This window comes from Parasutterella secunda, assembly GCF_023336895.1.
Lineage (GTDB): Bacteria > Pseudomonadota > Gammaproteobacteria > Burkholderiales > Burkholderiaceae_F > Aphodousia > Aphodousia faecalis.
Window position 1 is genome coordinate 1 of sequence record NZ_JAMBLT010000015.1, and the last position, 25,108, is coordinate 25,108.

The 25,108-nt window shown below is 49.2% G+C and carries 21 protein-coding genes and 1 tRNA gene; 16 read left to right on the forward strand and 6 right to left on the reverse strand.

All coding sequences use genetic code 11. The annotated features are described in order from the left end of the window. Window positions 1-213 precede the first annotated feature (213 nt). Both M3080_RS08605 and serS read left to right on the forward strand, forming a co-directional pair. Window positions 214-1,527 carry a replication-associated recombination protein A gene (locus M3080_RS08605; RefSeq protein ID WP_249092749.1) on the forward strand — a complete coding sequence of 438 codons (1,314 nt, stop codon included), beginning with the start codon at window positions 214-216 and terminating at the stop codon, window positions 1,525-1,527. Window positions 1,528-1,625: 98 nt separating this feature from the next. Then, complete coding sequence (serS, locus tag M3080_RS08610) at window positions 1,626-2,945, forward strand: serine--tRNA ligase (protein WP_022472377.1); 1,320 nt, start codon at window positions 1,626-1,628, stop codon at window positions 2,943-2,945. Between the two features lie 104 nt (window positions 2,946-3,049). On the opposite strand, the gene M3080_RS08615 is transcribed toward serS, so the two are convergent. Further along, entirely contained in the window at window positions 3,050-3,598 is a 549-nt protein-coding gene (locus M3080_RS08615) for a hypothetical protein (protein ID WP_249092737.1), read from the reverse strand. Between the two features lie 283 nt (window positions 3,599-3,881). Between M3080_RS08615 and M3080_RS08620 the strand changes: the two genes are divergently transcribed. From M3080_RS08620 to msbA, 11 genes are all read left to right on the forward strand, one after another. Beyond that, window positions 3,882-3,972, forward strand: a tRNA-Ser gene (locus M3080_RS08620). Window positions 3,973-4,310: 338 nt separating this feature from the next. Further along, window positions 4,311-4,883 carry a ribosome maturation factor RimP gene (locus M3080_RS08625; RefSeq protein ID WP_249092738.1) on the forward strand — a complete coding sequence of 191 codons (573 nt, stop codon included), beginning with the start codon at window positions 4,311-4,313 and terminating at the stop codon, window positions 4,881-4,883. A gap of 3 nt (window positions 4,884-4,886) precedes the next feature. Beyond that, a complete protein-coding gene (gene nusA, locus M3080_RS08630) occupies window positions 4,887-6,374 on the forward strand; it encodes a transcription termination factor NusA (RefSeq protein ID WP_022473029.1) in 1,488 nt (495 codons plus the stop codon). Between the two features lie 36 nt (window positions 6,375-6,410). Continuing rightward, window positions 6,411-9,326: a translation initiation factor IF-2 gene (gene infB / locus M3080_RS08635; RefSeq protein WP_249092739.1), complete on the forward strand. Its 2,916-nt coding sequence runs from the start codon at window positions 6,411-6,413 to the stop codon at window positions 9,324-9,326. Between the two features lie 71 nt (window positions 9,327-9,397). Continuing rightward, a complete protein-coding gene (rbfA, locus tag M3080_RS08640) occupies window positions 9,398-9,760 on the forward strand; it encodes a 30S ribosome-binding factor RbfA (protein WP_022473027.1) in 363 nt (120 codons plus the stop codon). Then, the gene (truB, locus tag M3080_RS08645; protein ID WP_249092740.1) at window positions 9,757-10,677 is read left to right on the forward strand and encodes a tRNA pseudouridine(55) synthase TruB; all 921 of its coding nucleotides are present in this window, start codon (window positions 9,757-9,759) and stop codon (window positions 10,675-10,677) included. The genes rbfA and truB overlap by 4 nt, the downstream gene beginning before the upstream one ends. Then, the gene (typA, locus tag M3080_RS08650; RefSeq protein ID WP_022473025.1) at window positions 10,667-12,523 is read left to right on the forward strand and encodes a translational GTPase TypA; all 1,857 of its coding nucleotides are present in this window, start codon (window positions 10,667-10,669) and stop codon (window positions 12,521-12,523) included. Before truB ends, typA begins: the two co-directional genes overlap by 11 nt. Before the next feature lie 9 nt (window positions 12,524-12,532). Next, window positions 12,533-12,928, forward strand: a complete 396-nt coding sequence (locus M3080_RS08655; protein WP_022473024.1) for a YchJ family protein — start codon at window positions 12,533-12,535, stop codon at window positions 12,926-12,928. Next, window positions 12,915-13,616 (forward strand): SMC-Scp complex subunit ScpB, encoded by a 702-nt coding sequence (gene scpB, locus M3080_RS08660; RefSeq protein ID WP_249092741.1) that lies wholly within the window; start codon window positions 12,915-12,917, stop codon window positions 13,614-13,616. The genes M3080_RS08655 and scpB overlap by 14 nt, the downstream gene beginning before the upstream one ends. Then, complete coding sequence (gene rluB / locus M3080_RS09420) at window positions 13,588-14,721, forward strand: 23S rRNA pseudouridine(2605) synthase RluB (RefSeq protein ID WP_022473022.1); 1,134 nt, start codon at window positions 13,588-13,590, stop codon at window positions 14,719-14,721. Before scpB ends, rluB begins: the two co-directional genes overlap by 29 nt. A gap of 31 nt (window positions 14,722-14,752) precedes the next feature. Then, window positions 14,753-16,540 carry a lipid A export permease/ATP-binding protein MsbA gene (gene msbA / locus M3080_RS08670; protein WP_022473021.1) on the forward strand — a complete coding sequence of 596 codons (1,788 nt, stop codon included), beginning with the start codon at window positions 14,753-14,755 and terminating at the stop codon, window positions 16,538-16,540. 59 nt (window positions 16,541-16,599) lie between these two features. On the opposite strand, the gene M3080_RS08675 is transcribed toward msbA, so the two are convergent. The 3 genes from M3080_RS08675 to M3080_RS08685 form a co-directional block, all read right to left on the reverse strand. Next, window positions 16,600-17,547 carry an AEC family transporter gene (locus M3080_RS08675; RefSeq protein WP_249092742.1) on the reverse strand — a complete coding sequence of 316 codons (948 nt, stop codon included), beginning with the start codon at window positions 17,545-17,547 and terminating at the stop codon, window positions 16,600-16,602. A gap of 7 nt (window positions 17,548-17,554) precedes the next feature. Next, on the reverse strand, window positions 17,555-19,069 hold the full coding sequence (locus M3080_RS08680) for an RluA family pseudouridine synthase (RefSeq protein ID WP_249092743.1): 1,515 nt from the start codon (window positions 19,067-19,069) through the stop codon (window positions 17,555-17,557). Window positions 19,070-19,159: 90 nt separating this feature from the next. Further along, window positions 19,160-20,806 (reverse strand): formate--tetrahydrofolate ligase, encoded by a 1,647-nt coding sequence (locus M3080_RS08685; RefSeq protein ID WP_249092744.1) that lies wholly within the window; start codon window positions 20,804-20,806, stop codon window positions 19,160-19,162. Window positions 20,807-21,113: 307 nt separating this feature from the next. Here M3080_RS08685 and M3080_RS08690 point away from each other — a divergent pair, with 307 nt between their 5' ends. Beyond that, window positions 21,114-22,523: a dihydroorotase gene (locus tag M3080_RS08690; protein ID WP_249092745.1), complete on the forward strand. Its 1,410-nt coding sequence runs from the start codon at window positions 21,114-21,116 to the stop codon at window positions 22,521-22,523. 65 nt (window positions 22,524-22,588) lie between these two features. Here the strand turns inward: M3080_RS08690 and M3080_RS08695 are convergent, their stop codons facing one another. Together M3080_RS08695 and M3080_RS08700 are read right to left on the reverse strand one after the other, a co-directional pair. Next, on the reverse strand, window positions 22,589-23,275 hold the full coding sequence (locus M3080_RS08695; RefSeq protein ID WP_249092746.1) for an SGNH/GDSL hydrolase family protein: 687 nt from the start codon (window positions 23,273-23,275) through the stop codon (window positions 22,589-22,591). Window positions 23,276-23,462: 187 nt separating this feature from the next. Beyond that, on the reverse strand, window positions 23,463-24,332 hold the full coding sequence (locus M3080_RS08700) for an alpha/beta hydrolase (protein WP_249092747.1): 870 nt from the start codon (window positions 24,330-24,332) through the stop codon (window positions 23,463-23,465). 123 nt (window positions 24,333-24,455) lie between these two features. Between M3080_RS08700 and M3080_RS08705 the strand changes: the two genes are divergently transcribed. Both M3080_RS08705 and M3080_RS09425 read left to right on the forward strand, forming a co-directional pair. Continuing rightward, window positions 24,456-24,671 carry a LysR family transcriptional regulator gene (locus M3080_RS08705; protein WP_249092748.1) on the forward strand — a complete coding sequence of 72 codons (216 nt, stop codon included), beginning with the start codon at window positions 24,456-24,458 and terminating at the stop codon, window positions 24,669-24,671. Window positions 24,672-24,722: 51 nt separating this feature from the next. Beyond that, on the forward strand, window positions 24,723-25,088 hold the full coding sequence (locus M3080_RS09425) for a LysR substrate-binding domain-containing protein (protein ID WP_428982297.1): 366 nt from the start codon (window positions 24,723-24,725) through the stop codon (window positions 25,086-25,088). Window positions 25,089-25,108: the final 20 nt, after the last annotated feature.

The following is a 25,108-nucleotide window of genomic DNA, read 5'->3' on the forward strand; positions in this document are numbered from 1 at the left end:
ATTGCCTTTTTCAGTCTCTACTGTATGATTTGATCCATTGACAATACGAAGTGGGAATTGTTGCGCTTTGTGTTGATTTTTTTGCCGAGAGCCTGTGGCTCTGGTTCAATTTTCCTTTATCACGTTGTTATGAGTGAAGATCTGTTTGGTGATTTATTAGCTGATTCGTCACAAAAGGCTAAATGCAGTCAACACCATGCTGTTAACGTTCAAATGCAACCGTTGGCCGAGCGTCTTCGTCCGAAAACTTTAGATGAGGTTGTCGGACAACGCCACTTGTTGGGACCGGGTAAGCCTTTACGGATAGCTTTTGATGAAGGCCGCCCGCACTCAATGATTCTTTGGGGCCCTCCCGGAGTAGGAAAAACAACTTTAGCGCGCTTAATGGCAAAGGCATTTCATTTGCCCTTTATTGCTATTTCAGCTGTTTTAAGTGGAGTGAAAGAAATTCGTGAGGCGGTCGAGGCCGCACAACGACACATGGATGAAACCGGTGAATCCACTTTGGTTTTTGTCGATGAAGTTCATCGCTTTTCCAAGTCTCAGCAAGACGCCTTTTTGCCACATGTCGAGAGCGGACTTTTTGTTTTTATCGGTGCGACCACTGAAAATCCGAGCTTTGAAGTCAACAGCGCTTTACTGTCGCGCTCAGCTACCTATGTCTTGGAAAGTTTAACGGCAGATGATTTTGAAATTTTGCTGCCTCGCGCAGTTGAGGCAGAAGCACCCGGATTAGTTTTCTCGAAAGAAGCCAAAGACATTTTGTTTAATTTGGCCGATGGTGATGCCAGGCGTTTTTTGAACGCCGTTGAGTTAGCTTGTCACTTGGCTACCGATCGTAAATTAAAAGAGGTGGATGCTGATTTGCTGCGCCAGAGTCTTCCGGCCACACTTCGACGTTTTGATAAGGGAGGGGAAAACTTCTACGATCTCATCTCTGCGTTACATAAATCAGTTCGTGGCAGTGATCCAGATGCTGCCTTGTATTGGATGACGCGGATGTTGGTCGGTGGCTGCGATCCTCTGTATATATGTCGACGTGTTATCCGAATGGCTACCGAAGATATCGGTTTAGCAGACCCAAGGGCTCTGGAAATCGCTTTAAATGCGGCGCAGGCTTTTGAGCGCTTGGGAAGTCCGGAAGGGGAATTGGCGATTGCCAACGCTGTGGTTTATTGTGCGATAGCTCCTAAGAGCAATTCAATTGAAGTGGCCTATAACGCAGTAAAGAGTTTTGTGAAAAAAGATGCCACTCGACCAGTTCCTCTTTATTTACGTAATGCGCCCACTAAATTAATGAGCGAATTGGGTTACTCTCATGGTTACCGTTACGCACATGACGAACCAGATGCATTTGCAGCAGGGGAAATTTATTTACCTGAAGGCTTGGAGAATATGAAGTGGTACTACCCGAGACCACGAGGACTGGAAATCAAAATTGCTGAAAAGTTGGAAAGATTAAAAGCTTTGAATCGTCAGGCTTGGGCAAAAGGAGAAGGACGAATCAGAACTAAAAAAGAAAAATAACAATCTAAGCTATATACCTCTTGCAATCGTAACCCAAACGGGTGAAAATTATCGAATGTGTTTTTTTCAGAGCTTGCTCTGTTCATTAGGAATTAATAATGCTTGATATCAATTTATTGCGTAAGCAACTTGACGATGTGGTTGCTCGCTTAGCAACCCGTCCGTTTGAATTCCCGGTCAAAGAATTCAATGCATTGGAAAATGACCGCAAAGCTGTCCAAAAGCAGACTGAAGAACTTCAGGCTTTGCGTAATAGCTTGTCCAAGCAGATCGGTGCAGCTCGCAAGGCCGGCGGTGATGCCGCTGATTTAATGGCTGAAGCTGCCGCTATTCCTGAAAAGCTTTCTCAATTGGAAGAACGTTTGTCTCAAATCAGAACGGATTTGAATGAACTCTTAATGAGTGTTCCGAATTTGCCTCATGAATCCGTGCCTGTCGGCCGTGACGAACGCGACAATCCCGAAGTTCGCCGCTGGGGTACCCCTCGTACGTTTGATTTCCCAATCAAGGATCATGTGGACGTTGGTGTTCCGCTTGGTATGGACTTTGAAACGGCTGCGAAAGAATCCGGTGCCCGTTTCTGTTTCATGCGCGGTCAGGTCGCACGCTTGCATCGTGCTTTAGCCCAATTCATGTTGGATACGCATACGCGTGAACACGGTTATGTTGAATGCTACACGCCTTATGTTGTGAGCGCAGAAACGATGCGTGGTACGGGTCAATTGCCGAAGTTTGAAGAAGACCTTTTTGCTGCTAAGAAGGGGGGTCAGGAAGGTGAAGGCGAACGCATGTACCTGATTCCGACGGCTGAAGTCTCTCTGACCAATATGGTCAGCGGCAAGTTGCTTCGCGCTGATCAATTGCCGATTAAGATCACAGCTCATACGCCTTGCTTCCGTTCTGAAGCCGGTTCTTATGGTCGTGATACACGCGGCATGATCCGTCAGCATCAATTTGACAAGGTTGAAATGGTGCGCATTGTCAACCCTGAAGATAGCTACAAGCACTTGGACGAAATGGTGCATAACGCTGAAACGATTCTTCAACGTTTGGGCTTACCCTACCGTGTGATTACGCTTTGCACGGGTGACATGGGCTTTGGTGCTGCCAAGACCTTTGACTTGGAAGTCTGGTTGCCGGCTCAAAATACCTATCGTGAAATTTCCTCTTGCTCGAACTGCGAAGCCTTCCAAGCTCGTCGCATGGGCGCTCGTGTTAAGGGTAAAGATGGCAAGATTCAATATGTGCATACCTTGAACGGCTCCGGTTTGGCTGTTGGCCGCACGTTAGTTGCAGTGTTGGAAAACTATCAAAATGCTGACGGCAGCGTAACGGTGCCGGAAGTGTTGCGTCCGTACATGGGCGGCGTTGAAGTGTTGCGTCCTGAAAATCAACCGCTCGGTGATTTTAAAGCGTAATTCACGACACGATTGTAAATAAAAGGGCGGGAACTCAAAAATGGGTTCCCGCTTATGATTTGGGGAGGTTTGCAAACCTCCCCGTTAGATTTTCCTAAGGGAAATTATTTCTTTGCAGCTTTCTTAGCCGTCGTCTTCTTAGCAGCCGGCTTAGCAGCTGTCTTCTTGGCGGCGGGTTTAGCGGCAGCCTTCTTGGCCGGAGCCTTCACTTCAGCCTTCTTAGCAGCCGGTTTGGCAGCAGCCTTTTTGGCGGCGGGCTTGGCAGCTTCTTTCTTAGCAGCAGTTTTCTTGGCAGGGGCCTTCACTTCAGCCTTCTTAGCGGCCGGTTTGGCGGCAGCCTTTTTAGCGGCGGGCTTAGCCGCAGCTTTCTTAGCCGGGGCCTTAGCAGCTACTTTCTTCGTGGCAGCCTTTTTGGCCGGAGCCTTCTTAGCCGGAGCTTCTTCGGCTTCGGGAGCTAATTCTTCATCCATATAGGAGTGCAACACATCAGACTCTTTCAACATTTCGAAAGAGGCATTCATCATTTCCATGACTTGGGAAGCACGAAGGCTGTTGTGGTGACCGTCAGCCAAGGTGTCGTGAAGTTCCTTGGTGATCATGCCGAGGCGATGATGTGCTTTTTTATTGCGTTCGAGAATTTCTTTAAGATCCATTTTGATATAACTCCTACAGAAATTAGTGTTCAGATAGGTTCAGGATAGCCCTTTACTCATAATGTTATTGCAAAAGTAAAAGAAAATTTGAGTAACCTCAAAAGAATTTCTCAACTTTTAGTATTAACCCTTGGAATAATGTGTTTTTGATCGCTAGATGTTGCGTTGTTACAACAAATAATTTAGTAGAGCAATCAATGTCATTTTTGACTTATCCACCGAAAAACGCAAAGTCAAAAAGCAAAATAGAGTTCATTCTGATAAAATCGCAAGCTCACTGTGCGGAGAGATGGCAGAGTGGTCGAATGCGCCGGACTCGAAATCCGGTATACGGCTCGTTCGTATCGAGGGTTCGAATCCCTCTCTCTCCGCCATTTTTTTGCCTTAAAGCATATCGTTAATGATATTTTTGCGTTCGATAATTCTTGATGATGATACCGTTTGGCGATGTTTTGAGAATTCTTTGAAAAAGATAAGCTAAGTGATTGATTTTTTATAATCAGTCTGTATAATCACTCGCGAAGATAAAAACAATAAAGGCACTTTTCAAAGTGCCTTTATTATTTATCGGTCGTCGTGTGCAAGTTGCGTTTATGAGAGTAATGCTTCTTTGCGCAAAACCTTGGTGCCGGTTTTGTCTGACGCTAAGGGGATGGATGGGCCTTAGAGCCCATCTTTTTTTGGGAATTCTCCGCTAGGAGCCACAATAACAATGACAGAAACATCGACAGATTTGTTGACGTTGGTTGAGCAAACCGTTGAAGGGATGGGCTTTGAGTTCGTTGATCTCGAACATTTACCCCGCGGATTGCTTCGCGTCACGATGGATAGCCCCGAAGGAGTGGGGGTGGACGATTGCGAACAGGTGAGCAACCAGTTGACGTATTTGTTCACGGTTGAAAATGTTGACTACGAGCGCCTTGAAGTGTCCTCTCCCGGTGTGGAACGGCCTTTAAAGCGTGTTCGGGATTGGGAACGTTACATCGGCAAATTGGTGCACGTGGAATTGTTTGCCCCGTTGATGGCCGAAGGTTTTCCTGAAGCCGGTCGTCGCAAGTTAGACGGTCGAATTCAGGCTGTTCGCACGCAGGACTCGCAAACGACGATTGATTTTTTGTTTACGGATGAAAAGCCGGCAAAGACTCCGGCGCAGGCCGCTCGGGAGCGGATTGCACAAAAGCGCGGTAAGAAGGCCGCTGCCATTGAGCCCGTTGCCGTTAGTTTTACGATCGATCAGGTCGATCGTGCCCATTTGATCGCAGAATTAAATTTCAAAGGAAAGTAAAAAATGAACCGCGAAATGCTTGAAATGGTTGAAGTATTGGCACAGGAAAAAAGCGTGCCCCGCGAGGTCGTCTTCGGTGTGCTTGAAACGGCTCTTGCCTCTGCTGTAAAAAAGGCAAATTTTGCCGGCGAAGATGCGGATATTGAAGTACACGTTGATCGTGACACGGGTGATTACCAAGCGTGGCGTCGTTGGCTCATTGTGGCTGACGATCAAGGCTTGCAGGAACCGGATCGTCAGGAAATGTATTCCGACATTCATGACGAATACCCCGATCTTAATGTTGGTGACTATATCCGTCAGGAAGTGCAAAACATCAATAGTTCCGGTCGCCGTTTCGCTCAAGATGCAAAGCAAGTGATTTTGCAACGTTTGCGCGATGCCGAACGTGAACAAATGTTGGTGGAATTTTTGGCTCGCGATGAAAAAGTTGTTTCCGGTTTAGTCAAGCGCATGGACAAGGGCGATGCGATTGTCGAAATCGGCAAAGTTGAGGCCCGTTTGCCCCGTTCTGAAATGTTGCCCAAGGAATCGTTCCGTCCGGGTGACCGCGTGCGTGCTTATGTCGCTCGAATCGATCGCTCCTGCAAGGGCCAACAAATTTTCTTGTCTCGTACAAGCCCGGATTTCATCAAGGAACTCTTTGCTTTGCAAGTGCCTGAAATTGAAGAAGGTCTTTTGGAAATCAAGAGTGCAGCCCGTGATCCCGGTAGCCGTGCGAAGATCGCTGTTCAAGCCAAAGACGCTCGCTTGGATCCGGTTGGCACCTGCATCGGTGTGCGCGGTACGCGCGTGAATGCCGTTTCCAACGAATTGGGCGGTGAACGTGTTGACATCGTTGTTTGGGATGATGAACCGGCTCAGTTTGTTGTGAGCGCTTTGGAACCGGCTAAGGTCTCCGGCGTGGTGATGCTCGAAGACACGCACACGATGGAAGTGGTGGTGGATGAAGAAAATCTTGCCATTGCTATCGGTCGTGCTGGCCAAAATGTCCGCTTGGCCTCTGAATTGACCGGCTGGAAGATTGACATCATGACCGATGAAGAAGCCAACGCCAAGCGTGACGAAGAAACAAGCAAGATTCGTGCTGAATTCGTTGAAAAGCTCGATGTGGGTGAAGATGTTGCTGATATCTTGATTGAAAACGGCTTCTCTTCTATCGAAGAAGTGGCCTATGTGCCTGAATCGGAATTGCTTGAAATTGAAGCGTTTGATGAAGACACGGTCAAGGTGTTGCGTGAACGCGCCCGCAATAAGTGCCTCATGCAAGATTTGGAACGTGAAGAAAACCTGCGTCAGGCTGAACCCGAAATGGTTTCACTTGAAGGTATGGATAATGATTTGGTTAACGTGCTGGTTGCCCACGGTGTGAAGACGCGTGATGAGCTGGCCGAATTAGCCGTAGACGAACTGGTGGAAATGAGCGGAATCGATCAAGAGCGTGCCTCGAAGTTGATTTTGGCTGCTCGCGCCCATTGGTTCAACAACTAAAGCGTGCTTTGAGTTAAAAGTACGAAAGGAGAGAATATGGCAAGTTCGACCGTTTTAGAGTTGGCCAAAGAAATGAAAGTGACTGCCGAAGAATTGCTTCGTCAGCTCAAAAGTGCCGGCATTGACAAGCACAGTGAAACGGACGCAGTGACCGCTGCCGATCAACGTCAGTTGGTGGATTTTTTGCGTCAGGATCGTCAGGCTAAAGCCCGCAAAATCACTTTAACCCGTAAAGAGACCACAACGGTTAAGCAGGCCGATGGTCAACATACGGTGAAAGTGGAAGTGCGCAGAAAACGCGTTCTCGTGAAAAACTCGGCAACAGCGACGACTGCTCGTGAGCAGGCAATGGCCGCAGAACGTGCACGCGCTTTAGAAGAAGCCAAGGCAAAGATGCAGCAACAAAAGGCTGAAGAAGAAAAGCGTCAAAAAGAGCTTGAAGCTCAGCGTCAGCAAGAAGAAAAATTGGCTCAGGAAAAAGCCGCTCAAGAACAAGCCCGCGCTAAGGCTCAGGCTGAAGCAGAGGCCGCAGCCGCTCGCGCAGCTCAACAGCCGAAGGCTGCTCCTGTTGCCGATAAGAAACCGTCTGCGCCTAAGGCGGAAGTGGCTGCAAAGCCTGAAGTTAAGAAAGAGGTTCAGCAGCCGCAAGTGCGTCATGAACAAAAACAGGCTAAACCCGCCGTCAAGCCCAATGACGCTCGCAAAAATGAAAAGGCTAAGTTCCAACCGAATGCGAAAAAGCCGGTTCAACGTCCTGTAGAACAAAAGGCTCAGCCTGCCGCTTTGTCTGAAGAAGAAATTAAGCGCCGTCAGGAAGCCAAGCGTAAGGCTGAAGAAGAAGCTCGTGCGATTCGAGAAATGATGAGTAAGCCCAAACCCTCTGTCATGAAGGCCAAGAGCGATAAGCCTGCCGAAGGTAAAAAGAATCTGGATAAGAAAAAGGGCAAGAACAACGACCGTGATCGCGATGAAGACCAAGGCGGCAAGAAAAAGGGCGGCAAGCACGCCGGTGCCAACCATGGTGCAGCGAGCAAATGGGACGATAACGTTAAACATCGTGGCGGCAACAAGGGCAATGCCCGTGTTATCGATGAGGAAGATGACGGCAATGAACAATGGCGTGGTTCTCGTAAAAACCGCAATAACCGCCGTCATGAACAGCCCAAGCAACAGCAGGTTCAAAACACAGAACCCGTGGTGCGTGATGTGAGCGTGCCTGAAACGATCAGCGTGGCTGATCTTGCTCATAAGATGGCCGTTAAAGCCACCGAAGTGATTAAGACGCTCATGAAGATGGGGCAGATGGTGACGATTAACCAAATGCTCGATCAAGACACCGCGATGATCGTGGTTGAAGAAATGGGACATCATGCGATCGCTGCCAAGCCCGATGATCCGGAAGCGATTTTGGGCGACATGATGGAAGAAAATACGGCTGAGGCTCTTCCGCGTCCGCCGGTGGTGACCATCATGGGTCACGTCGACCACGGTAAGACGAGCTTGCTTGACTACATTCGTCGTGCCAAGGTAGCGGCTGGTGAAGCCGGCGGTATCACGCAGCATATCGGTGCTTACCACGTTAAGACTCCGAGAGGCATTGTGACCTTCTTGGATACGCCGGGGCACGAAGCTTTTACGGCTATGCGTGCGCGCGGTGCTCAGGCCACCGATATTGTGATTTTGGTGGTGGCTGCCGATGACGGTGTGATGCCCCAGACGAAGGAAGCTATTGCTCACTCCAAGGCCGCTGGTGTTCCGATGGTGGTGGCGATCAACAAGATCGATAAGCCGGAAGCCAATCCTGAACGCGTTAAACAAGAACTTGTTCAAAACGATGTGATGCCTGAAGACTGGGGTGGTGACGTGCCGTTTATTCCGGTGTCTGCCAAGACCGGTCAGGGCGTAGATGAATTGCTGGAAAACGTGCTGCTTCAAGCCGAAATGCTTGATTTGAAAGCTCCGAAGGAAGGCATGGCCAAGGGTCTTGTCATCGAATCTCGTTTGGATAAGGGTCGCGGTCCGGTGGCATCCATTCTCGTGCAGTCCGGCACTCTTCACCGCGGTGACATTGTTTTGGCCGGCGCTGAATTCGGTCGTGTCCGTGCCATGATTAATGAAACCGGTAAGGCCGTCAGTGAAGCCGGTCCTTCGATTCCGGTTGAGATTCAAGGTCTATCGGGTGTGCCGCAGGCTGGCGACGAAATTATGGTTTTGCCCGATGAACGTAAAGCCCGTGAAATCGCTCTTTTCCGTCAAGGCAAGTACCGTGACGTGAAGTTGGCCAAGCAGCAAGCCGCCAAATTGGAAAACATTTTCTCGGATGCGGCCAATGGCGAAGTGAAGACCCTCGCCTTGATTGTGAAGGCAGACGTTCAGGGTTCTACCGAAGCTATTGTTCACGCCTTGACGAAGTTGTCCAACGATGAAGTGCGCGTTCAGGTGGTGCACTCTGCCGTGGGTGGCGTTTCGGAAACGGACGTCAACTTGGCCCTGGCTAGCAAAGCGGTCATCATCGGCTTTAACGTGCGTGCCGATGCGCCGGCTCGTAAGCTCGCCGAAACCAACGGTGTGGATATCCGCTACTACAACATCATTTACGATGCCGTGGATGATGTGAAGGCTGCTATGAGCGGTATGCTCGCACCGGAAAAACGCGAAACCGTTTTGGGCTTTGTGGAAATTCGTCAATGTATCCGCGTGCCTAAGGTTGGCATGATTGCCGGCTGTAAGGTTTTGGAAGGTGTGGTTCGCCGCACGGCTTCGGCTCGATTGCTTCGCGACAACGTTGTGATTTGGACGGGAGAATTAAACTCCTTGCGCCACTTCAAGGACGATGTCAGAGAAGTGAAGGCCGGTTTGGAATGCGGTTTGTCGCTCAAAGGCTATGATGACATCAAAGAAGGCGATCAGCTGGAAATCTTTGAAGTCACGGAAGTGGCCCGTACGCTTTAATAGAAAACGGGCGGCTAGTTTGAAAGATAACTTTTACTGGCCGCCCTGAAGTATTAAGAAAGGATTGTGACATGAGAGCTGCGAAACCGGGACGCGCCCTGCGTGTGGCCGATCAGATTCAAAAGGATCTGGCTCGTTTGATTCCTCAGGAAGTGCGGGATCCGCGAGTGGGTTTGGTGACTTTGACGGGCTGTGAAATTACGCCTGATTATGCTCATGCGAAGGTTTATTTCACGGTCATCGGCGCAGAGCCTGAACAGGCCAAGCAAGGCTTAAACGCTGCCGCCGGAATGCTTCGTAACCATCTTTTCAAACTGTTGTCGATTCATACGGTGCCGACGCTGCACTTTGAACATGACACCAGTGTGGCCAAGGGTTTTGAAATGGACCGCCTGATCGATGAGGCGATGAAGCAAACCAAGGGCGAAGAATGAAAAGAAAAGGCCGAGTTGTAGACGGGGTGGTTTTGCTTGATAAGCCCTATGCGATGACCTCAAACGCGGCGCTGCAGACAGCCAGGCGTTTGTTGAATGCGCAAAAAGCCGGTCATACGGGAACACTTGATCCGCTTGCAAGCGGCCTGTTGGCGCTCACCTTTGGTGAAGCGACCAAATTTTCTGCCGATCTTTTGCATGCCGATAAAACCTATATCGCCGGTATTAAGCTCGGTCAGAAGACAACAACGGGTGACTTGGAGGGCGACTTTCTGCAGAACCGTCCCGTCCGTGTCAATCGAGCTGACATTGAAAAGGCACTGAACGCTTTTAGAGGCGACATTTTGCAGGTGCCACCGATGTTTTCAGCCCTAAAGCGTGACGGAAAAACGCTTTACGATTTGGCCCGTGAAGGTGTGAGCATTGAGCGACAGGCTCGCTCGGTGCGAATTGAGAAATTAGAGATCCTTGAATTTGCCGACGAACTCTTAACGGTTGAAGTGACGTGTTCCAAGGGGACTTATATTCGGGTGCTCGCTGAAGATATCGGTGAGGCTCTCGGCTGTGGTGCTCATTTGGCAAGTTTAAGAAGAACAAAGGTAGGAGTGCTTTCGCTTGAAGACGCTGTTACCTTACAGGCGCTTGAGACGATGTCGGTTGATGAGCGTCTGGCAACTTTAAAACCGCTTGATGCGTTAATGCAGACGCTTCCTGCGGTGCATTTAAGCGAAAACGACCGCGTGCGCTTTTGCCATGGCCAGCGATTGGCCCTTGGTTTACCGAGTTGCCCGCGTGTCAGGGTCTATGGACCTGATGAACAAATGGTGGGAACGGCCCGCGTTAACGAACGCGGTGTGCTCGAACCTGAACGATTAATTGCCAACAAGAAAGATATTGAGGCAACAAATGACGACTAGTACTCGTGCTATTCGCAATATCGCGATTATTGCGCACGTCGACCACGGTAAGACAACCTTGGTGGACAAGCTTTTGCGCGCTGCCGGCACTTTCCGTGCCAATCAAGAAGTCCAAGAACGTGTGATGGACAGTGGTGACTTGGAACGTGAACGTGGTATTACGATTTTGGCTAAAAACTGCGCTGTGGAATACGAAGGTACCCACATCAACATTATTGATACCCCGGGGCACGCTGACTTCGGCGGTGAAGTCGAACGTGTGTTGTCCATGGTAGATGGTGTATTGCTTTTGGTCGACGCCGTGGAAGGCCCAATGCCGCAGACGCGCTTTGTGACTCGCAAAGCTTTGGCTTTGGGATTAAAGCCTATTGTTGTGATCAATAAGATTGACCGTCCGGGGGCCCGTCCGGATTGGGTTTTGAATCAAACATTTGACTTATTTGATAAGTTGGGCGCTACGGAAGAGCAGCTTGACTTCCCCGTGATTTATTGCTCGGCTTTGGAAGGCGTTGCCGGTTATAGCGACAATATTGAAGAGCTCAAAAAAGTGGGCAATATGCGCGCTATTTTTGACACTGTCATTGAAAAGGTACCGGTTCGTGATGATGATCCGGATGGTCCGCTTCAGTTGCAGATTTGCTCGCTTGATTACTCGAGCTACGTCGGCAAGATCGGTATCGGCCGTGTGCACCGCGGTCGCATCCACGCCGGCGAAGACGTGTGCGTGATGAACGGACCGGACGATACACCCAAGAAGGTCAAAGTCAATCAGATCCTCATGTTTGAAGGTTTGGACCGCAAGCTTGTGGATTCGGCCGAGGCCGGTGACATTGTGCTTGTAAACGGCATTGAAGAATTGTCTATCGGTACGACCATTACGGATTTGGAACACCCCGAAGCGCTGCCGCTTTTGAAAGTGGACGAACCGACGCTTTCCATGAATTTCCAAGTAAACACGAGCCCCTTGGCAGGCCGTGAAGGCAAGTACGTGACAAGCCGTCAGCTTCGTGAACGTCTTGAACGGGAATTGAAGTCCAATGTGGCCATGCGTATGAAACTCACTGACGATGAAACCGTCTTTGAAGTCTGCGGCCGTGGTGAATTGCACCTGACGATTTTGATTGAAAATATGCGCCGCGAAGGTTATGAATTGGCCGTTTCGCGTCCCCGTGTGTTGCTCAAGGAAATCAACGGTCAAAAGATGGAACCGTATGAAGTGCTTACGGTTGATGTTGAAGAAGATCACCAAGGCGCTGTGATGGAAGAATTGGGGCGCCGCAAGGGCGATTTGCAGGATATGCAGCCTGACGGCAAGGGCCGCGTGCGTTTGGAATACCGTATTCCGGCCCGCGGTTTGATCGGTTTCCAAAGTGAATTCATGACCATGTGCCGCGGTACCGGCATTATGAGTCACGTTTTTGATGACTACGGTCCGATCAAAGAAGGTGATGTCGGTGAACGCCGCAACGGTGTGTTGATTAGCCAGGATAACGGTGAAGCTGTCGCCTACGCTCTTTGGAAGCTGCAAGATCGCGGCCGTATGTTTGTCAAACCGGGTGATAAGCTCTACGAAGGCATGATTATCGGTATTCACTCTCGCGACAACGATATCGTTGTGAATCCGATTCGCGGCAAGCAGCTCACCAACATCCGTGCTTCGGGTACTGATGAAGCCATTCGTCTTGTGCCGCCTGTGCAATTGACGCTTGAAAGCGCGGTTGAATTCATCAACGATGATGAATTGGTGGAAATCACCCCGCACACGATTCGTTTGAGAAAGCGTTATTTGACCGAAATTGATCGTCGCCGTCACGCCCGCGCCGAGCGTGAGCAAAACGCATCATAATTTTTCGGCATGAAGAAAAAGAAAGCGCCCGCATTGTGTCCTTGCGGTAGTCTTCTTGACTACAAGGACTGTTGCGGGCGTTTTCATGAAAAAGAACCAGCGCCAGATGCCTTAAGTCTGATGAAAAGCCGCTACAGTGCTTTTGTTAAAAAAGACGCGGATTATCTGCTAAGGACTTGGCATGAAAGCACACGACCGAGTGTTTTGGATTTAAGCGAACCGATTAAGTGGCTTGGTTTGGAAATTGTTTCCTATGAGTCAGAAGGCGATAGCGCAACGGTTTCTTTTATCGCACGCGGTAAGATTAATGGCCGGGCCTTTCAGCAGGTTGAAAAAAGCCGTTTTGTCCGTGAAAACGGTCTGTGGTTTTATGTGGACGGAGATGTAGCCGATGAGCACGCTTAATGAAAATCCCAAATGGATTCTTGAAGGCGCGCTTTTAACAAGTGATGTGCCTTTGTCCGTATCAACGCTCAGGGAGTGCTTGGATAAGCGTTTTACAAAGGCGCAGGTCTTGCGGATGCTCGCCGAGCTTCAGGATGACTGGCAGGGGCGGGCGCTTGAATTGCGCGAAGTGGCCGAAGGTCTTTGGCGATTCCAGTCGGTTTCGGCGATGCGCGAGATACTGCGAAAGCTCCATCCGGAAGAAGCGCCGAAATACAGCCGTACTGTGATGGAAACATTGGCGGTGATTGCTTATCGTCAGCCCGTAACGCGCGGAGATATTGAAAAGATTCGCGGCGTGACGGTAAATCCTAATGCTATTAAAACTTTACTTGATCGCAATTGGATTGAAGTCATCGGCCGTCGGGAGACAATCGGTCACCCGGAATTATTTGCGACAACAAGACAATTTTTGGTGGATTTGGGATTGAATTCTTTACAGGATTTGCCCAGTATCGGGCCCGATGAGGAACCCCAGGTCGAAGCCTTTGAATTGTTTGAGGGACAATCCCAGACTCAGCCGGCTTCCCGGTTAAGTGATCGGCAGGAGCTAAAGGCCATTGATGATGAACACGCAAGATTAGAAAGTCTGATCCAACCTTTGGATTTTGGAGATAGTGATGATGAAGAAAAAAATCAGTCCGAATAAAAAAGGGGTGGTTCAGAAAGCGCCGGCTAAACGAACGCCCTTTCGAGCGCCTCAGGCTAAAAGGCTGCGAGCCGTAACGCCAAAAGTTGCGCCCGAGGAAAAGGTTGTGCCGACAGTCTCCCAAGAGGGGAATGTAACCGGAGAAAAACTTCAGAAAGTATTGGCTGATGCCGGTTTGGGTTCGCGCCGCGAAATGGAAGCACTTATTGCGACCGGTGTGGTGACGGTTAACGGCGATGTGGCTAAGGTGGGCGACCGCGTTCGTCTCAATGACATGATTCGGGTGCGAGGTCGCTTGGTCAAACGTGCGGCGGTCGTCAACGATGTGCCGAAAGTGTTGCTCTACCATAAGCCAGCCGGAGAAATTGTTTCAGCCGATGACCCCCAAGGCAGGCCCAGTGTGTTTGATCGTTTGCCGAAACTCAATGGTGAACGTTGGATTGCGGTTGGCCGCCTTGACTTTAACACCGAGGGGGTTTTGCTATTTACCACGAGTGGCGCCTTAGCCAATATGCTCATGCACCCGCGCTATCGAATTGAGCGCGAGTACGCGGTGCGTGTACAGGGTGAATTGAGCGAAGAAAACAAAGATAAGCTTTTAAAAGGCATCAAGCTCGACGATGGTCCGGCGTCTTTTTCACGTATCGAAGACATCGGCGGCGTTTCTTCCAATCATTGGTATCGGGTGACACTCGCAGAGGGGCGCAACCGTGAAGTGCGCCGTATTTTTGATGCGGTGGGATTGACGGTCTCGCGTTTGATTCGTGTTCGTTTCGGTGCCGTGTTGCTGCCCAAGGATCTGCCGCGCGGAGCAAAGATGCGCTTGAGCGATGAATGGGTCAAGGGTTGGATTGAAGACTTAAAAGCGGGCAGCACCCGAGCGGGGGTTGTTCCGGGAAGCACGAAGGATGGGGCTGGTAAGACTCGTGCGCGTTCAAAAGCCCAAGCCGGTGTCGGAGCCAATAAAGGGGGACGTAAGTTTGCCGCTAAAAAAGACGTCTATGACAAAGGCTATGAAGGAGTGGCAGAGTCCAAAAAGCGTCATGCCAAGCGTGTCATAAACGTTAACAAAACGAATAGGGCGGTTAAGCGCTCAAGTCGTTAAAATGACGACGAAATATTTTTGATTGAAGCCAATGAATAAAAAAATTCTTGACCGATTGCCGATTTTCAACGATCCGTACGTCAGACGCCTTTTGGGCTACTTGCCTGCGTACAAAAAGGAAATCGCTTTAGCTGTCGTTTGCATGATTTTGGGTGCGGCCAGTTCCTCCTTGATCGCGCTTTTGTTGGGTAAGTTAACCGATTTAGGTTTTTATGAACACAACCCCTCCATTGTTTGGTGGACGCCGGTCGGGTTGATCGGTATTTCGATTTTGCACGGCGGCACGCAGTTCTTATCTAACTATCTGCTGCAGCGGGTGAGCCAACAGGTTCTTGTGAGAATTCGCCGCCTCATGTTTGGCCGACTCATTCAATGGTCTTCTCAAACTTACCAACACTATATGTCCGGTAAGGTCGTCTCCAAGTTCGTTAATGAAGCTTCAAGCGCTTTGGGGATGGCCGCTGAAATTTTGACGACATTGGTGCGTGACTCGCTTCAAATTATTTCTTTGGCCTGTATTTTGATCTACCACAATTGGCTTTTAACCGTTGTGACGCTCGTTGTGGCGCCGCTTTTGGCATTAGTGCTCAAGTGGGTGAGTAAGACGGTAAAGCGTTTGACGCTTGGTTCTCAAAACACCTTGGGTGAGATGAGCGTGGCCATTCAAGAAGCCTATGAAGGTCAGCGCGTTGTCAAAATTTACGATGGCTACGTCTACGAGAAAAAGCGTTTTGCAGCGATTAATGAACGCTTGAGATCTTATGCTGTTCGTATGCAAGCGGTGAAGTCTTTGGGAACGCCGCTTACTCAGCTTGTCACCATGATCGGTGTGTCGGTGGTGGTAGTTTTTGCTTTGACGCAAGCCCAAAACGGTCAGCTCTCAATGGGTGAATTCACGACGTACCTGTCGGCCATGCTTTTGATGATGCCGGCTATCCGTCACCTCTCCAGCCTTAATGGTTCCGTTGCGCGCATGTCAGCGGCGGCTGAAAGTGTGTTTAAGATGGTCGATGAACCCTCTGAAGAAGATAAAGGTTCCCGCACGATAGAAAGAGCATCCGGGGCGGTCAGTTTCCGTCACGTTACACATACGTATGAAGGCTCAAACACCCCTGCAGTGGAAGACTTTACGTTGGATGTGAAGCCCGGTGAAATGATTGCCTTGGTCGGTTCTTCCGGCTCGGGGAAAACAACGCTCATTAACCTGATTCCGCGTTTCTGGACAATGACCTCTGGTGATATCCTCTTTGACGGTATCAGCCAAAAAGATTTAACGCTAAAGAGTTTGCGCGCTCAAATATCGCTTGTGAGCCAAGACGTCGTGCTTTTTGACGATACGATTGCGGCCAATATTGCCTACGGTGTTCGTGATAAGGTGACGGACGAAGATATTCGTAAAGCGGCCGAAGCGGCGTATCTTTTGCCCTTTATTGAATCGTTGCCGGAAGGCTTCAATACGCGAGTGGGTGAAGGCGGCGCAAAACTCTCGGGCGGTCAGCGTCAACGCATTTCCATCGCTCGTGCGCTCTTAAAGAACGCGCCGATTCTCCTTTTGGATGAAGCAACGAGCGCGCTTGATACCGAAAGCGAAAAATACATTCAGGCTTCGCTTGATGAATTGATGGTGGGACGCACAAGCTTTGTTGTGGCTCACCGCCTCTCCACCATCGAGGGGGCTGATCGCATCGTTGTGATGAAGCACGGTCGGATTGTGGAAATCGGCACTCATAAGGAGTTGCTTGAGAAAAACGGCGTGTACGCCAACCTTTACAAAATCCAATTTTCCGACAGACCGGTGCATCCGCACGAAATGGTCTAATTTAAATAGTCCGATTAAAAACGGAGGCTTCAGATTTTTGAAGTCCTCCGTTTTTGCTTTTAAAGGCTCACGCCTAAGAGCGTAAGAGTGAGCGGAATTAAGAGAGCTGAAAGCATTGTGGAGACAAAAATAGCGTTGCTTGCAGAGCCCTCTTCACTCCTGAATTCGCTTGCCATCAGGTAGACGTTAATCGCAACCGGTAAGGAGGCCGTCAACACACAGGCGTTGGTTGTAATCTCATCGAGTCCGATTAATTTGGCTAGGCAAAACACGATGATGGGGTGGATGACGATTTTTAGTGTTGAGATGGTCAAACCACGGGGCAGAGCGGACGTAAAGCGGTGTTGAGCCAATCCCATGCCGACGACAATAAGGGCAATCGGCGTCGTAGCAGATGACACATACCCTAAGGTACGTTCAACAAAATCCGGCAGCTTCCAACCCGTCAATCCCCAGGCACTACCCAAAATAATGGCTAGAACCACCGGATTTTTAAATACTTTTAACATTGGGCGGCCGATTCTTTTCCAGTCCAATTTTCCTTCGGCTTTCCCCAACTCAACACTAGCGATGGCCGTGGTCCACAAAAGAAGAACACTGAAAATAATAAGTAAGCTGATGGTCGGCATGGCCTCATCGCCAAGGCTGATCTGGAGAATCGGCACGCCCAATTGCACGTTGTTGCCGAAGATTGCTGCCATGCCGAAAATGGTTTTACCGGTGTTATCTAATCCGAAGAAGCGGCCGGCGGTGCGCCCCAAGCAATAAATAATGACGCAGGAGCCAAAGAAAGCGATCAGAACGCGCCAATCCACAGGCGGCATCTCCGAGAGCTTGCTCATTAGTGAAAATAAAAGGGCGGGCATTAAAAAACGGAACGTAAAGCCCGAGAGCACACGTGTGACGCTTTGATCAAAGAGTTTTCCAACGATGAGCCCCCAGCCCAAAATCACCAGAAGAAACAGGGGCAGGCAAAGTTGAAGGTGATAGAGAAAAAGTTCAAACATGATGAACCTAGAAGGGGCAAGGCGCCTCAATCGTTAAAAGTTGACCGGTTGACGGATGAATAAAACGAATGGCCTCAGCGTGCAGATAGAGCCTATCGGCCGGGTGTCCGTAAAGCTCATCGCCGATGATGGGGCTATTGAGCCCTTCAGCGTGCGCGGCATGTAGCCTTAGCTGATGCGTGCGACCGGTTTGAGGGTAGAAAGCCACTCGAGCTGCTCCGTTTGGCGTTTGGCCTAAGACTTTGTAAACCGTTAGGGCGGGTTTGCCGTAGGTGTACTCAACCATTTGTCGAGGCCGCTCATAGGGATTGAGACACAAGGGCAGTTTGATCTCTCCGCTTGTGTTTGGGGGCATTTTTTCCAAAAGGGCAATGTAGCGCTTTCGCACCGATCCTCTGGCAAAAGCGTTTTGGAGCGCTTGGTGTGTCTGCTTATTTTTTGCAAAAACCACGATGCCGGAGGTGGACATATCTAGTCTGTGTAAGAGCATCGGTCCTGTCGCATCGGGGTAGCGGGATAAGGCGATGGAATACAGATCTGTCACGGGTAGTTTGCCGGGGACGGAAAGCATGCCGGACGGTTTATTAAAGGCAACGATGTCATTGTCTTCGTAAACAATGTCCGGTGTCCAATTTTTAAACTGATCAACAGCCAGTGCATTTTCTTCTAAGCAAAGGTCTTGCAGGAAGAAGGTGAGCAGTTTTTCGTGGCGTTCTTTGGCAAAGGCAAAAAAGGTACCCTCAGCACGAGCATCATAGGCGGCAACCGGTCCCCACCAGAATTGCCCCATGGCAATGGGGCTTGCACCAAGCGCAAAGGCTTCGTTTAAAAGAGCCGGCAGAGCTGTTCTCAAAATGGCTCGAAGCAGATCTTCACGGTTCAGGTATGTTGATAAAAGTTCCAAAAGCGTTGTCTGATGCCCGGGTTTATTTTGTACATGAACGCTGCTTAAGCGACGTTTCCATTCATTTTCAACCGCCACATGAGTGCGGTGCTGGAAATCAGACCGTGCGGCTTCTTCAGCTTGCAAGGCCAAAATATATTTAAGTTTTAAACGCTCAAGTTCACCGGAATCAAACTGACTGGACGCAATCAGCGCTTCGCGGTTAAAGACGCCGCTGGCTCGTTGCTGTTGACGGTGTTCACGACGGGCTTGAGCAGCCTCTTTAAAGGAAATGTACTTTTCCTGCGCACGTACTTTTTCTTCGAAAGCCTTGTCAATGCGGTCAGTGTTGAGCGGTTTGATGGACTCGGGCGGCAATTGCTGCCAGAACGTTTTCTCGAAATAAGGATCTGCACAATCAAACTGATCACAGGCGGTTAAAAATCCCAACGATTGATCAGGAAGACGGCAGACTAAAATTGCCACAAGACGGCCCGCCTGACCGTGGGCACTCTCATCGAGGTGTTGACGGACGGCACGGGCAGCTTCCTTGACTAAAGGATGAGCACAATAGTGATAAGGATAAGTCAGCGCACCACCCGTTACTGCTGGAGTGGCGGACGCTAAAGGTTTGAGCATTTTTCAATCAAAAAAAATCGTTGATTGAAAGTCTAGCAAAAAGCAAAGCGCCCGAAGGCGCTTTGCGAAAATCAAGGATGAAAGAATGGCTTAAGAGAGGCCGACGATCTTGCCGTTAACCACGTCAATATGCAAAGCAGCCGGTTGCTTGGGCAAACCGGGCATACGCATGATAGCTCCCGTTGTAGCGACGACAAAGCCGGCGCCAGCATTTAAAATCAGGCGTTGCACCGGCAAAGTAAAGCCCTTGGGAGCGCCCAGCCAAGTCGGTTCATGAGACAGCGAATAGGGAGTCTTGGCCACGCAAACCGGCAAGCGGTCAAAGCCCAGTTCCTGGATTTGCTTGAGATCTTTCTTGGCGGCAGCGGACAACTCGATATCTTTTGCTCCGTAAACATTAACAGCAAGCTTTTCCAGTTTTGTGACGACGTCATCATCGGCTTCGTACGTAAAGTGCAAGGGCTTGGTTTCTCCGTTTGCAGCATCCATGACAGCTTTGGCCAACTCAATAGCGCCTTCTCCGCCCTTGATGAAACCATCGCAGACAGCAAAACGAACGCCTTTTTCTGCGCAGCGAGCGCGAATGACTTCAATTTCTTCATCCGTATCCGTTGCGAAGTGATTGAGACTGACGACAATTTCAGGTCCGAAGTGTTTGAGATTGTCGATGTGGGCATCCAAATTGCACAAGCCTTTCTTTAAGGCTTCAACATTGGGTTTGCCAATTTCGGGAAGCGGGACCATTCCGTGCCACTTCAGTGCTTTAGTGGAAGTGACAAGCACGATTGCCGAAGGCGTGAGACCGGCGGCGCGGCATTTGATGTTCATGAATTTTTCAGCGCCCAAGTCACTGCCGAAACCGGCTTCCGTGACAGCCCAGTCGCCCAGCGTCATCGCTGCCTTGGTGGCTACGACAGAGTTGCATCCATGGGCGATATTGGCAAAGGGGCCGCCGTGAACAAAGGCGAGATTGCCTTCAAGCGTCTGTACGAGGTTAGGCTTCATGGCTTCCAAAAGCAGAGCCATCAAAGCGCCGGTTGCACCCAAGTCTTTGCAGGTGTAGGCCGAACCGTCGCGCTTAATACCGACAACCAAACGGTCAATTCGGGCACGCAGATCATCAAGATCGTTGGCCAGACACAGCACAGCCATTAACTCACTGGCAACCGTGATATCAAAACCGGTCTCGGTCGGAATGCCGTTAGCCGGACCGCCTAAGCCTGTGACAATGTTACGCAGCATACGGTCATTGACATCCAATACGCGACGCCAAATTACGGTCTTAAGATCGACTTGACCTTGATGGCGGGCGTTGTCAATCATGGCAGCAAGCAGGTTGTTGGCGGCCGTGATCGCGTGGAAGTCACCGGTAAAGTGCAGGTTGATTGACTCCATCGGAAGCACTTGAGAGTAACCGCCGCCTGCGGCGCCTCCCTTCATGCCAAAGCAAGGTCCAAGGGACGGTTCACGCAGAGCTACCACGGCTTTTTCGCCCAGACGTTTGAGACCTTGAGTGAGGGCGATGGACGTGGTGGTTTTGCCGGAGCCGGCAGGCATGCCGGAGGTTGCGGTCACGAGAATTAATTTGCCGTGAGGCTGGCGGTCTTTGTGAAAGGACACTTTGGCTTTGTCGCGGCCATAGGGTTCAAACTCATCGTCGCTTAAACCGGCACTGTGCGCCAATTCGTCAATACGGATCAATTTCGCCTCTTGGGCGATTTCGATATCAGACTTCATAACAAAACTCCAAAAAGAAAAAAGCAAAAACAAAACCTTCCGTTCGACTGAAATAAAGTTATTCAGCCGATGCATCGCCAACACCGATACGTGTTTCTGAAGTGGCGCAAGATGTTTGGTAATCAATGCGAAAAGTATGCCTGAAAAAAACAGTATGGCAACGAAAAAAGAGATATTTTTTCTCAATAAAAAGACAATTTTTTCTCATCCCTTGATTTTGCCCACAAAGAGAAGTCGAGAAAAAGAATAAACTTACTGAAACACGGCAGATATTTGCCGAAGAATCCATTTTGAAAGGAGAATTCTTATGTGGGATCTTTTACTAAAGGGCGCGACGGTCGTTGATCCGCTCAACCGTATTGAGGGTGTGCGGGATGTGGCCATTGAAAACGGCCAGATTGCTGAAGTCGGTGTCGACTTGCCCGGTGGCTGTGCCCGAGTGGTGGAAGACTATACGGGTATGGTGCTGCAGCCCGGTATTGTTGATAGCCACGTACACCTTGGCGAAATGTGGGGTTCTCCGTTTGGTTTCAAGATGCTCGCCATGGCCGGCGTGACTACTTGCTTGGATATGGCAGGTCCTTTGGATAACGTCTTAAAGAACATTCCGACCTATGGTGCCGGTATTAACTGCGCTATTTTACAGTTTGCTTCTCCTCCCTTTACCTTCAAGACCAATGAACCCAGCAAGGCTGAAATGGATGCGTTGATTGATGCTTCCATGAAGGAAGGGGCATTGGGTGTGAAGCTATTGGGCGGACACTATCCGTTAAAGCCCGCAGTGTCTTCTTTGCTGATCAAGACAGCCTTGGAGCATGGTGCTTATATCGCCTGGCACGCCGGCACCAGTGAACATGGTTCCAACATCGAAGGTATGCGTGAAGCGGTTGAATTAAGTCAGGGCAACTTCTTGCACTTGGCTCACATCAATGCTTACTGCCGTGGCGCAATTCGCCCTGAATTGGAAGAAACGAAAGAAGCCATTGATTTGCTCTTAGCCAATGACCACATTCACTGTGAAAGCTACATTTCTCCCAGAAACGGCACGCGCCTGACTTGTTTTGAAAACGGTAAGGTGCAATCCAAGGTGACGGGTAACTGCCTGAAGCGCTTTGGCTTTAGTGATGACCGTGAAGGGATTGAAGCCGCCTTTAAGGCCAATAAAGTTTGGGCGGTTTACGATGCGGGCGGCTACTCTGATTTGGTAACCGGCGAAGAAGGTCTCAAGCTTTGGAAAGAACACAACACCGATGTGGGCGGTTCATTTAATGTGAACCCGCCGCTGCCTCGTGTGTGGCTTGCAGAAGCTAAACGTCCGGACGGCAGCTTTGTTGTTGACGGTATCTCTACGGACGGCGGCTGCATCCCGCGCAATGTGATTTTGGAACAAGGTTTGTCGTTGGTGAAGTTGGGTATCCTGACCTTGCCGGAATTTGCTGCCAAGACCTCTTTGAACCCTGCTCGCATGTTGCGTTTGGACAATAAGGGCCATTTGAGTGTCGGTGCAGATGCCGATATCACGATTTACAACTACGCCACACAAAAACCGGTAGCGACCTTTGTCAAAGGCAAGACCGTCTTTAAGAATGGCCATGTCTATGGCTCAAACGGTACCGTGATTTGCACACAATATGGCGAAAAGTACGTGAAGGATTTAGGCATCAGTACGTTGGTTGTTGATCCTGGTAAACCGGTTGCCGATCGCTTTATTGTTTAATCTCTGAAAATGAAAGCCGGATTTAGTCCGGCTTTCAAATGATGGGCGTTCTGAATCAGAGCGCTCTATTTCCATTCATAAAATTCTTTAACTGTCTTCCAAGCAATCGTTTGCAGGAATTGAGCATCCTTTTTAGCTAAAGGCTTTTCACAGCCTCCTAGGAATGGTGCGCCTTGCGGAGAAGTACGTGTTAAAGCTGCAAAAATGACTGCTCCTTCTAGGTAAGAGCCAGCTGCCGTTGGATGTCGATTGTCTTCAACTGTCAGCTTCAAGTCGGGGCGTTCCTTTAAAGCTTGAGCAAACGCAAGACCAACAGGAATAACCAGTGCTTTATTTTCGTTGGCAACACGGATGGTTGCATCAGCGAGTTGTTTGGTCATTTCCGGTTTGTCCGCATAAGCCCATGTCATCAAGAAAATAGGCTCAGCCCCGGTAGCGCGGATATCTTTACTATGGATGGCTCCATACTTTTCAAAGAATTTTTTAAGTTCCGGGTGAACGGGACCTTGGCTATTATCTTGAAGGATAACGGCTTCAAACACCTTTCCTCCGGGGTATTTGTGGAAAATCAGTTTATTGCTGCCGTCATCGGTTGTTGAATAACTGCGAAGACCATTGGGACGCAGGTAACTTTTAACATCATGCCAGTCAAGCCCGGCTCCACCGATTGTTGCCATCGTTAATGTGAGCTTCTTATTTTTATCTTTGGCTAAACCACTGATATAGCCTGTCACACCACAGTTGTAGTACATGAACGAATTCCCCACGAGGAGGACTCGTTCAGGGGATTTTTCCAATCCTTTAACAAGAGGGTTAACTGAATAATAGTTTTCAGCTGCGCAAACACTTGTAGCTAAGCAAGCGGATATAAGAGCAGACGTTAAAACTGCAATTTTTTTCATAGTGATGACCTCATTGAGTCATTATTGAGTGAGAGCATTATTTGATTGTCTTTAACCACATTTTGAGATCTTCTCTGAAGTGATCTCCATCAGGGAAAGATTCGCTTTTTTCAGCTCGCCATCCGTGGTTGCCGGTCGGATAGACATGTAAGGAAACTGGACGAGCATTCTCAACCATGGCGCGCGCATAAAGCATAGATCCGAGACTGCCGGCAAATTCGTCTTGCGCTGAAACGGCAAGGAAAGCCGGAGGAGTCGACAGACCGACATGCTTATAAGCAGAGTAAGTGGTGTCATATTGAACAGAACGATCCGGGCCGATCAGGTTATTTCGGCAGGAGCTCTTAGGTTGAGTTTCTTCCTGCATCATTGAAATATTGGGGTAGATGAGAACTGAAAAATCAGGGCAAGTATTGTCTTTGCAAGAAACACTGGACATGGCGGCCAAGTGACCACCGGCACTAGCTCCCATTACGCCGACAGTGTGAAGTTTGTATTTGTCAAAAAGACTGCGGACTGTAGCAACCGCTTTATTAGCGTCAGAAAGGGGAACAATAGGATTGCCTTTCGGAAGGCGGTATTTCAAAACAAACGTGGTAAAGCCTTCCGATTGAAAGAGGGGAACAAAACTTTCCTCAATGGTTGCCATTGACAAATTACTGTATCCGCCACCCGGCATCAAAATGACAGCTTTGCCATTCGGTTTTTGCGGTACTGAAACTTCCAGTCTAGCTTTCGTTACGTTAAAAATATTTCCTTCAGCATCCGTTTTTTCAGCTTCTGTAATGGTGCTTTTGTTGGGGGCACCATTGGGCCACAATTCGATGACTTCAGCAGCTTGCGCCGAAACGGTTAATCCTGCACCCATGGCTAGAGTAAGAGCGAGAGCAAAAGTTTTAAGTTTCATTTTTTTCTCCTATCGAGACATTGTTGGGATGAAGATTTCCCGGTCAGTTTATTAGCAATTAAAATTACAATCTAATATTTAAATACTTCTATTTGATAAGTATTTTCTAATTAGAGGTTGGAGATGTCGGTTAGTGCTCTAGAAATATTGTCTGCCATTGAAAACGAAGGAAATTTTCGAAAAGCCGCGGCTAGTCTTGGCGTTACTCAGCCATATTTATCTCAAGTTGTTCAGCGTCTTGAGAAAGAATGCAGAGGACTTATTGTCGATCGGCATCATAAGCCCTTCAGATTGACGGAATTGGGACAGTATTACTTGGACAGTCGTCGACGAATTTGAAACATTGAGCAGGAAACGGAGCAATTTTGTTCCGATCATGCCAATCTGAGGATCGGGAAGTTACGTATTGCAAGCAATGGCGAGCGAACAAATGCTATTCTTATTCCCGGAGTCAGTGCGTTTGCCAAGCAATACCCCGGCATTTACATTGAGCTGACTCTTGAGCATCACCTTGAAGAAATTTCCAATCTCCTGCTATCAGGTATGGCAGAAGTCGGGGTACTTTTTCAATACTTGTTGAAAAAAGGATTAAATGCCTATCCGTTGTTTAAAGAACGTTATCTTTTTGCTGTACCCGATACACAATACTTCGCCGATGTCGGTGAACGATATAACTCTGAAGGATGTTATCCGCGTTTTCAGGACGCGAACTTTGACAAGCTATCAAAATTACCGCTTTTACCGCGAGTTCCGTAAAGCCCCGGCATTCATGCCGA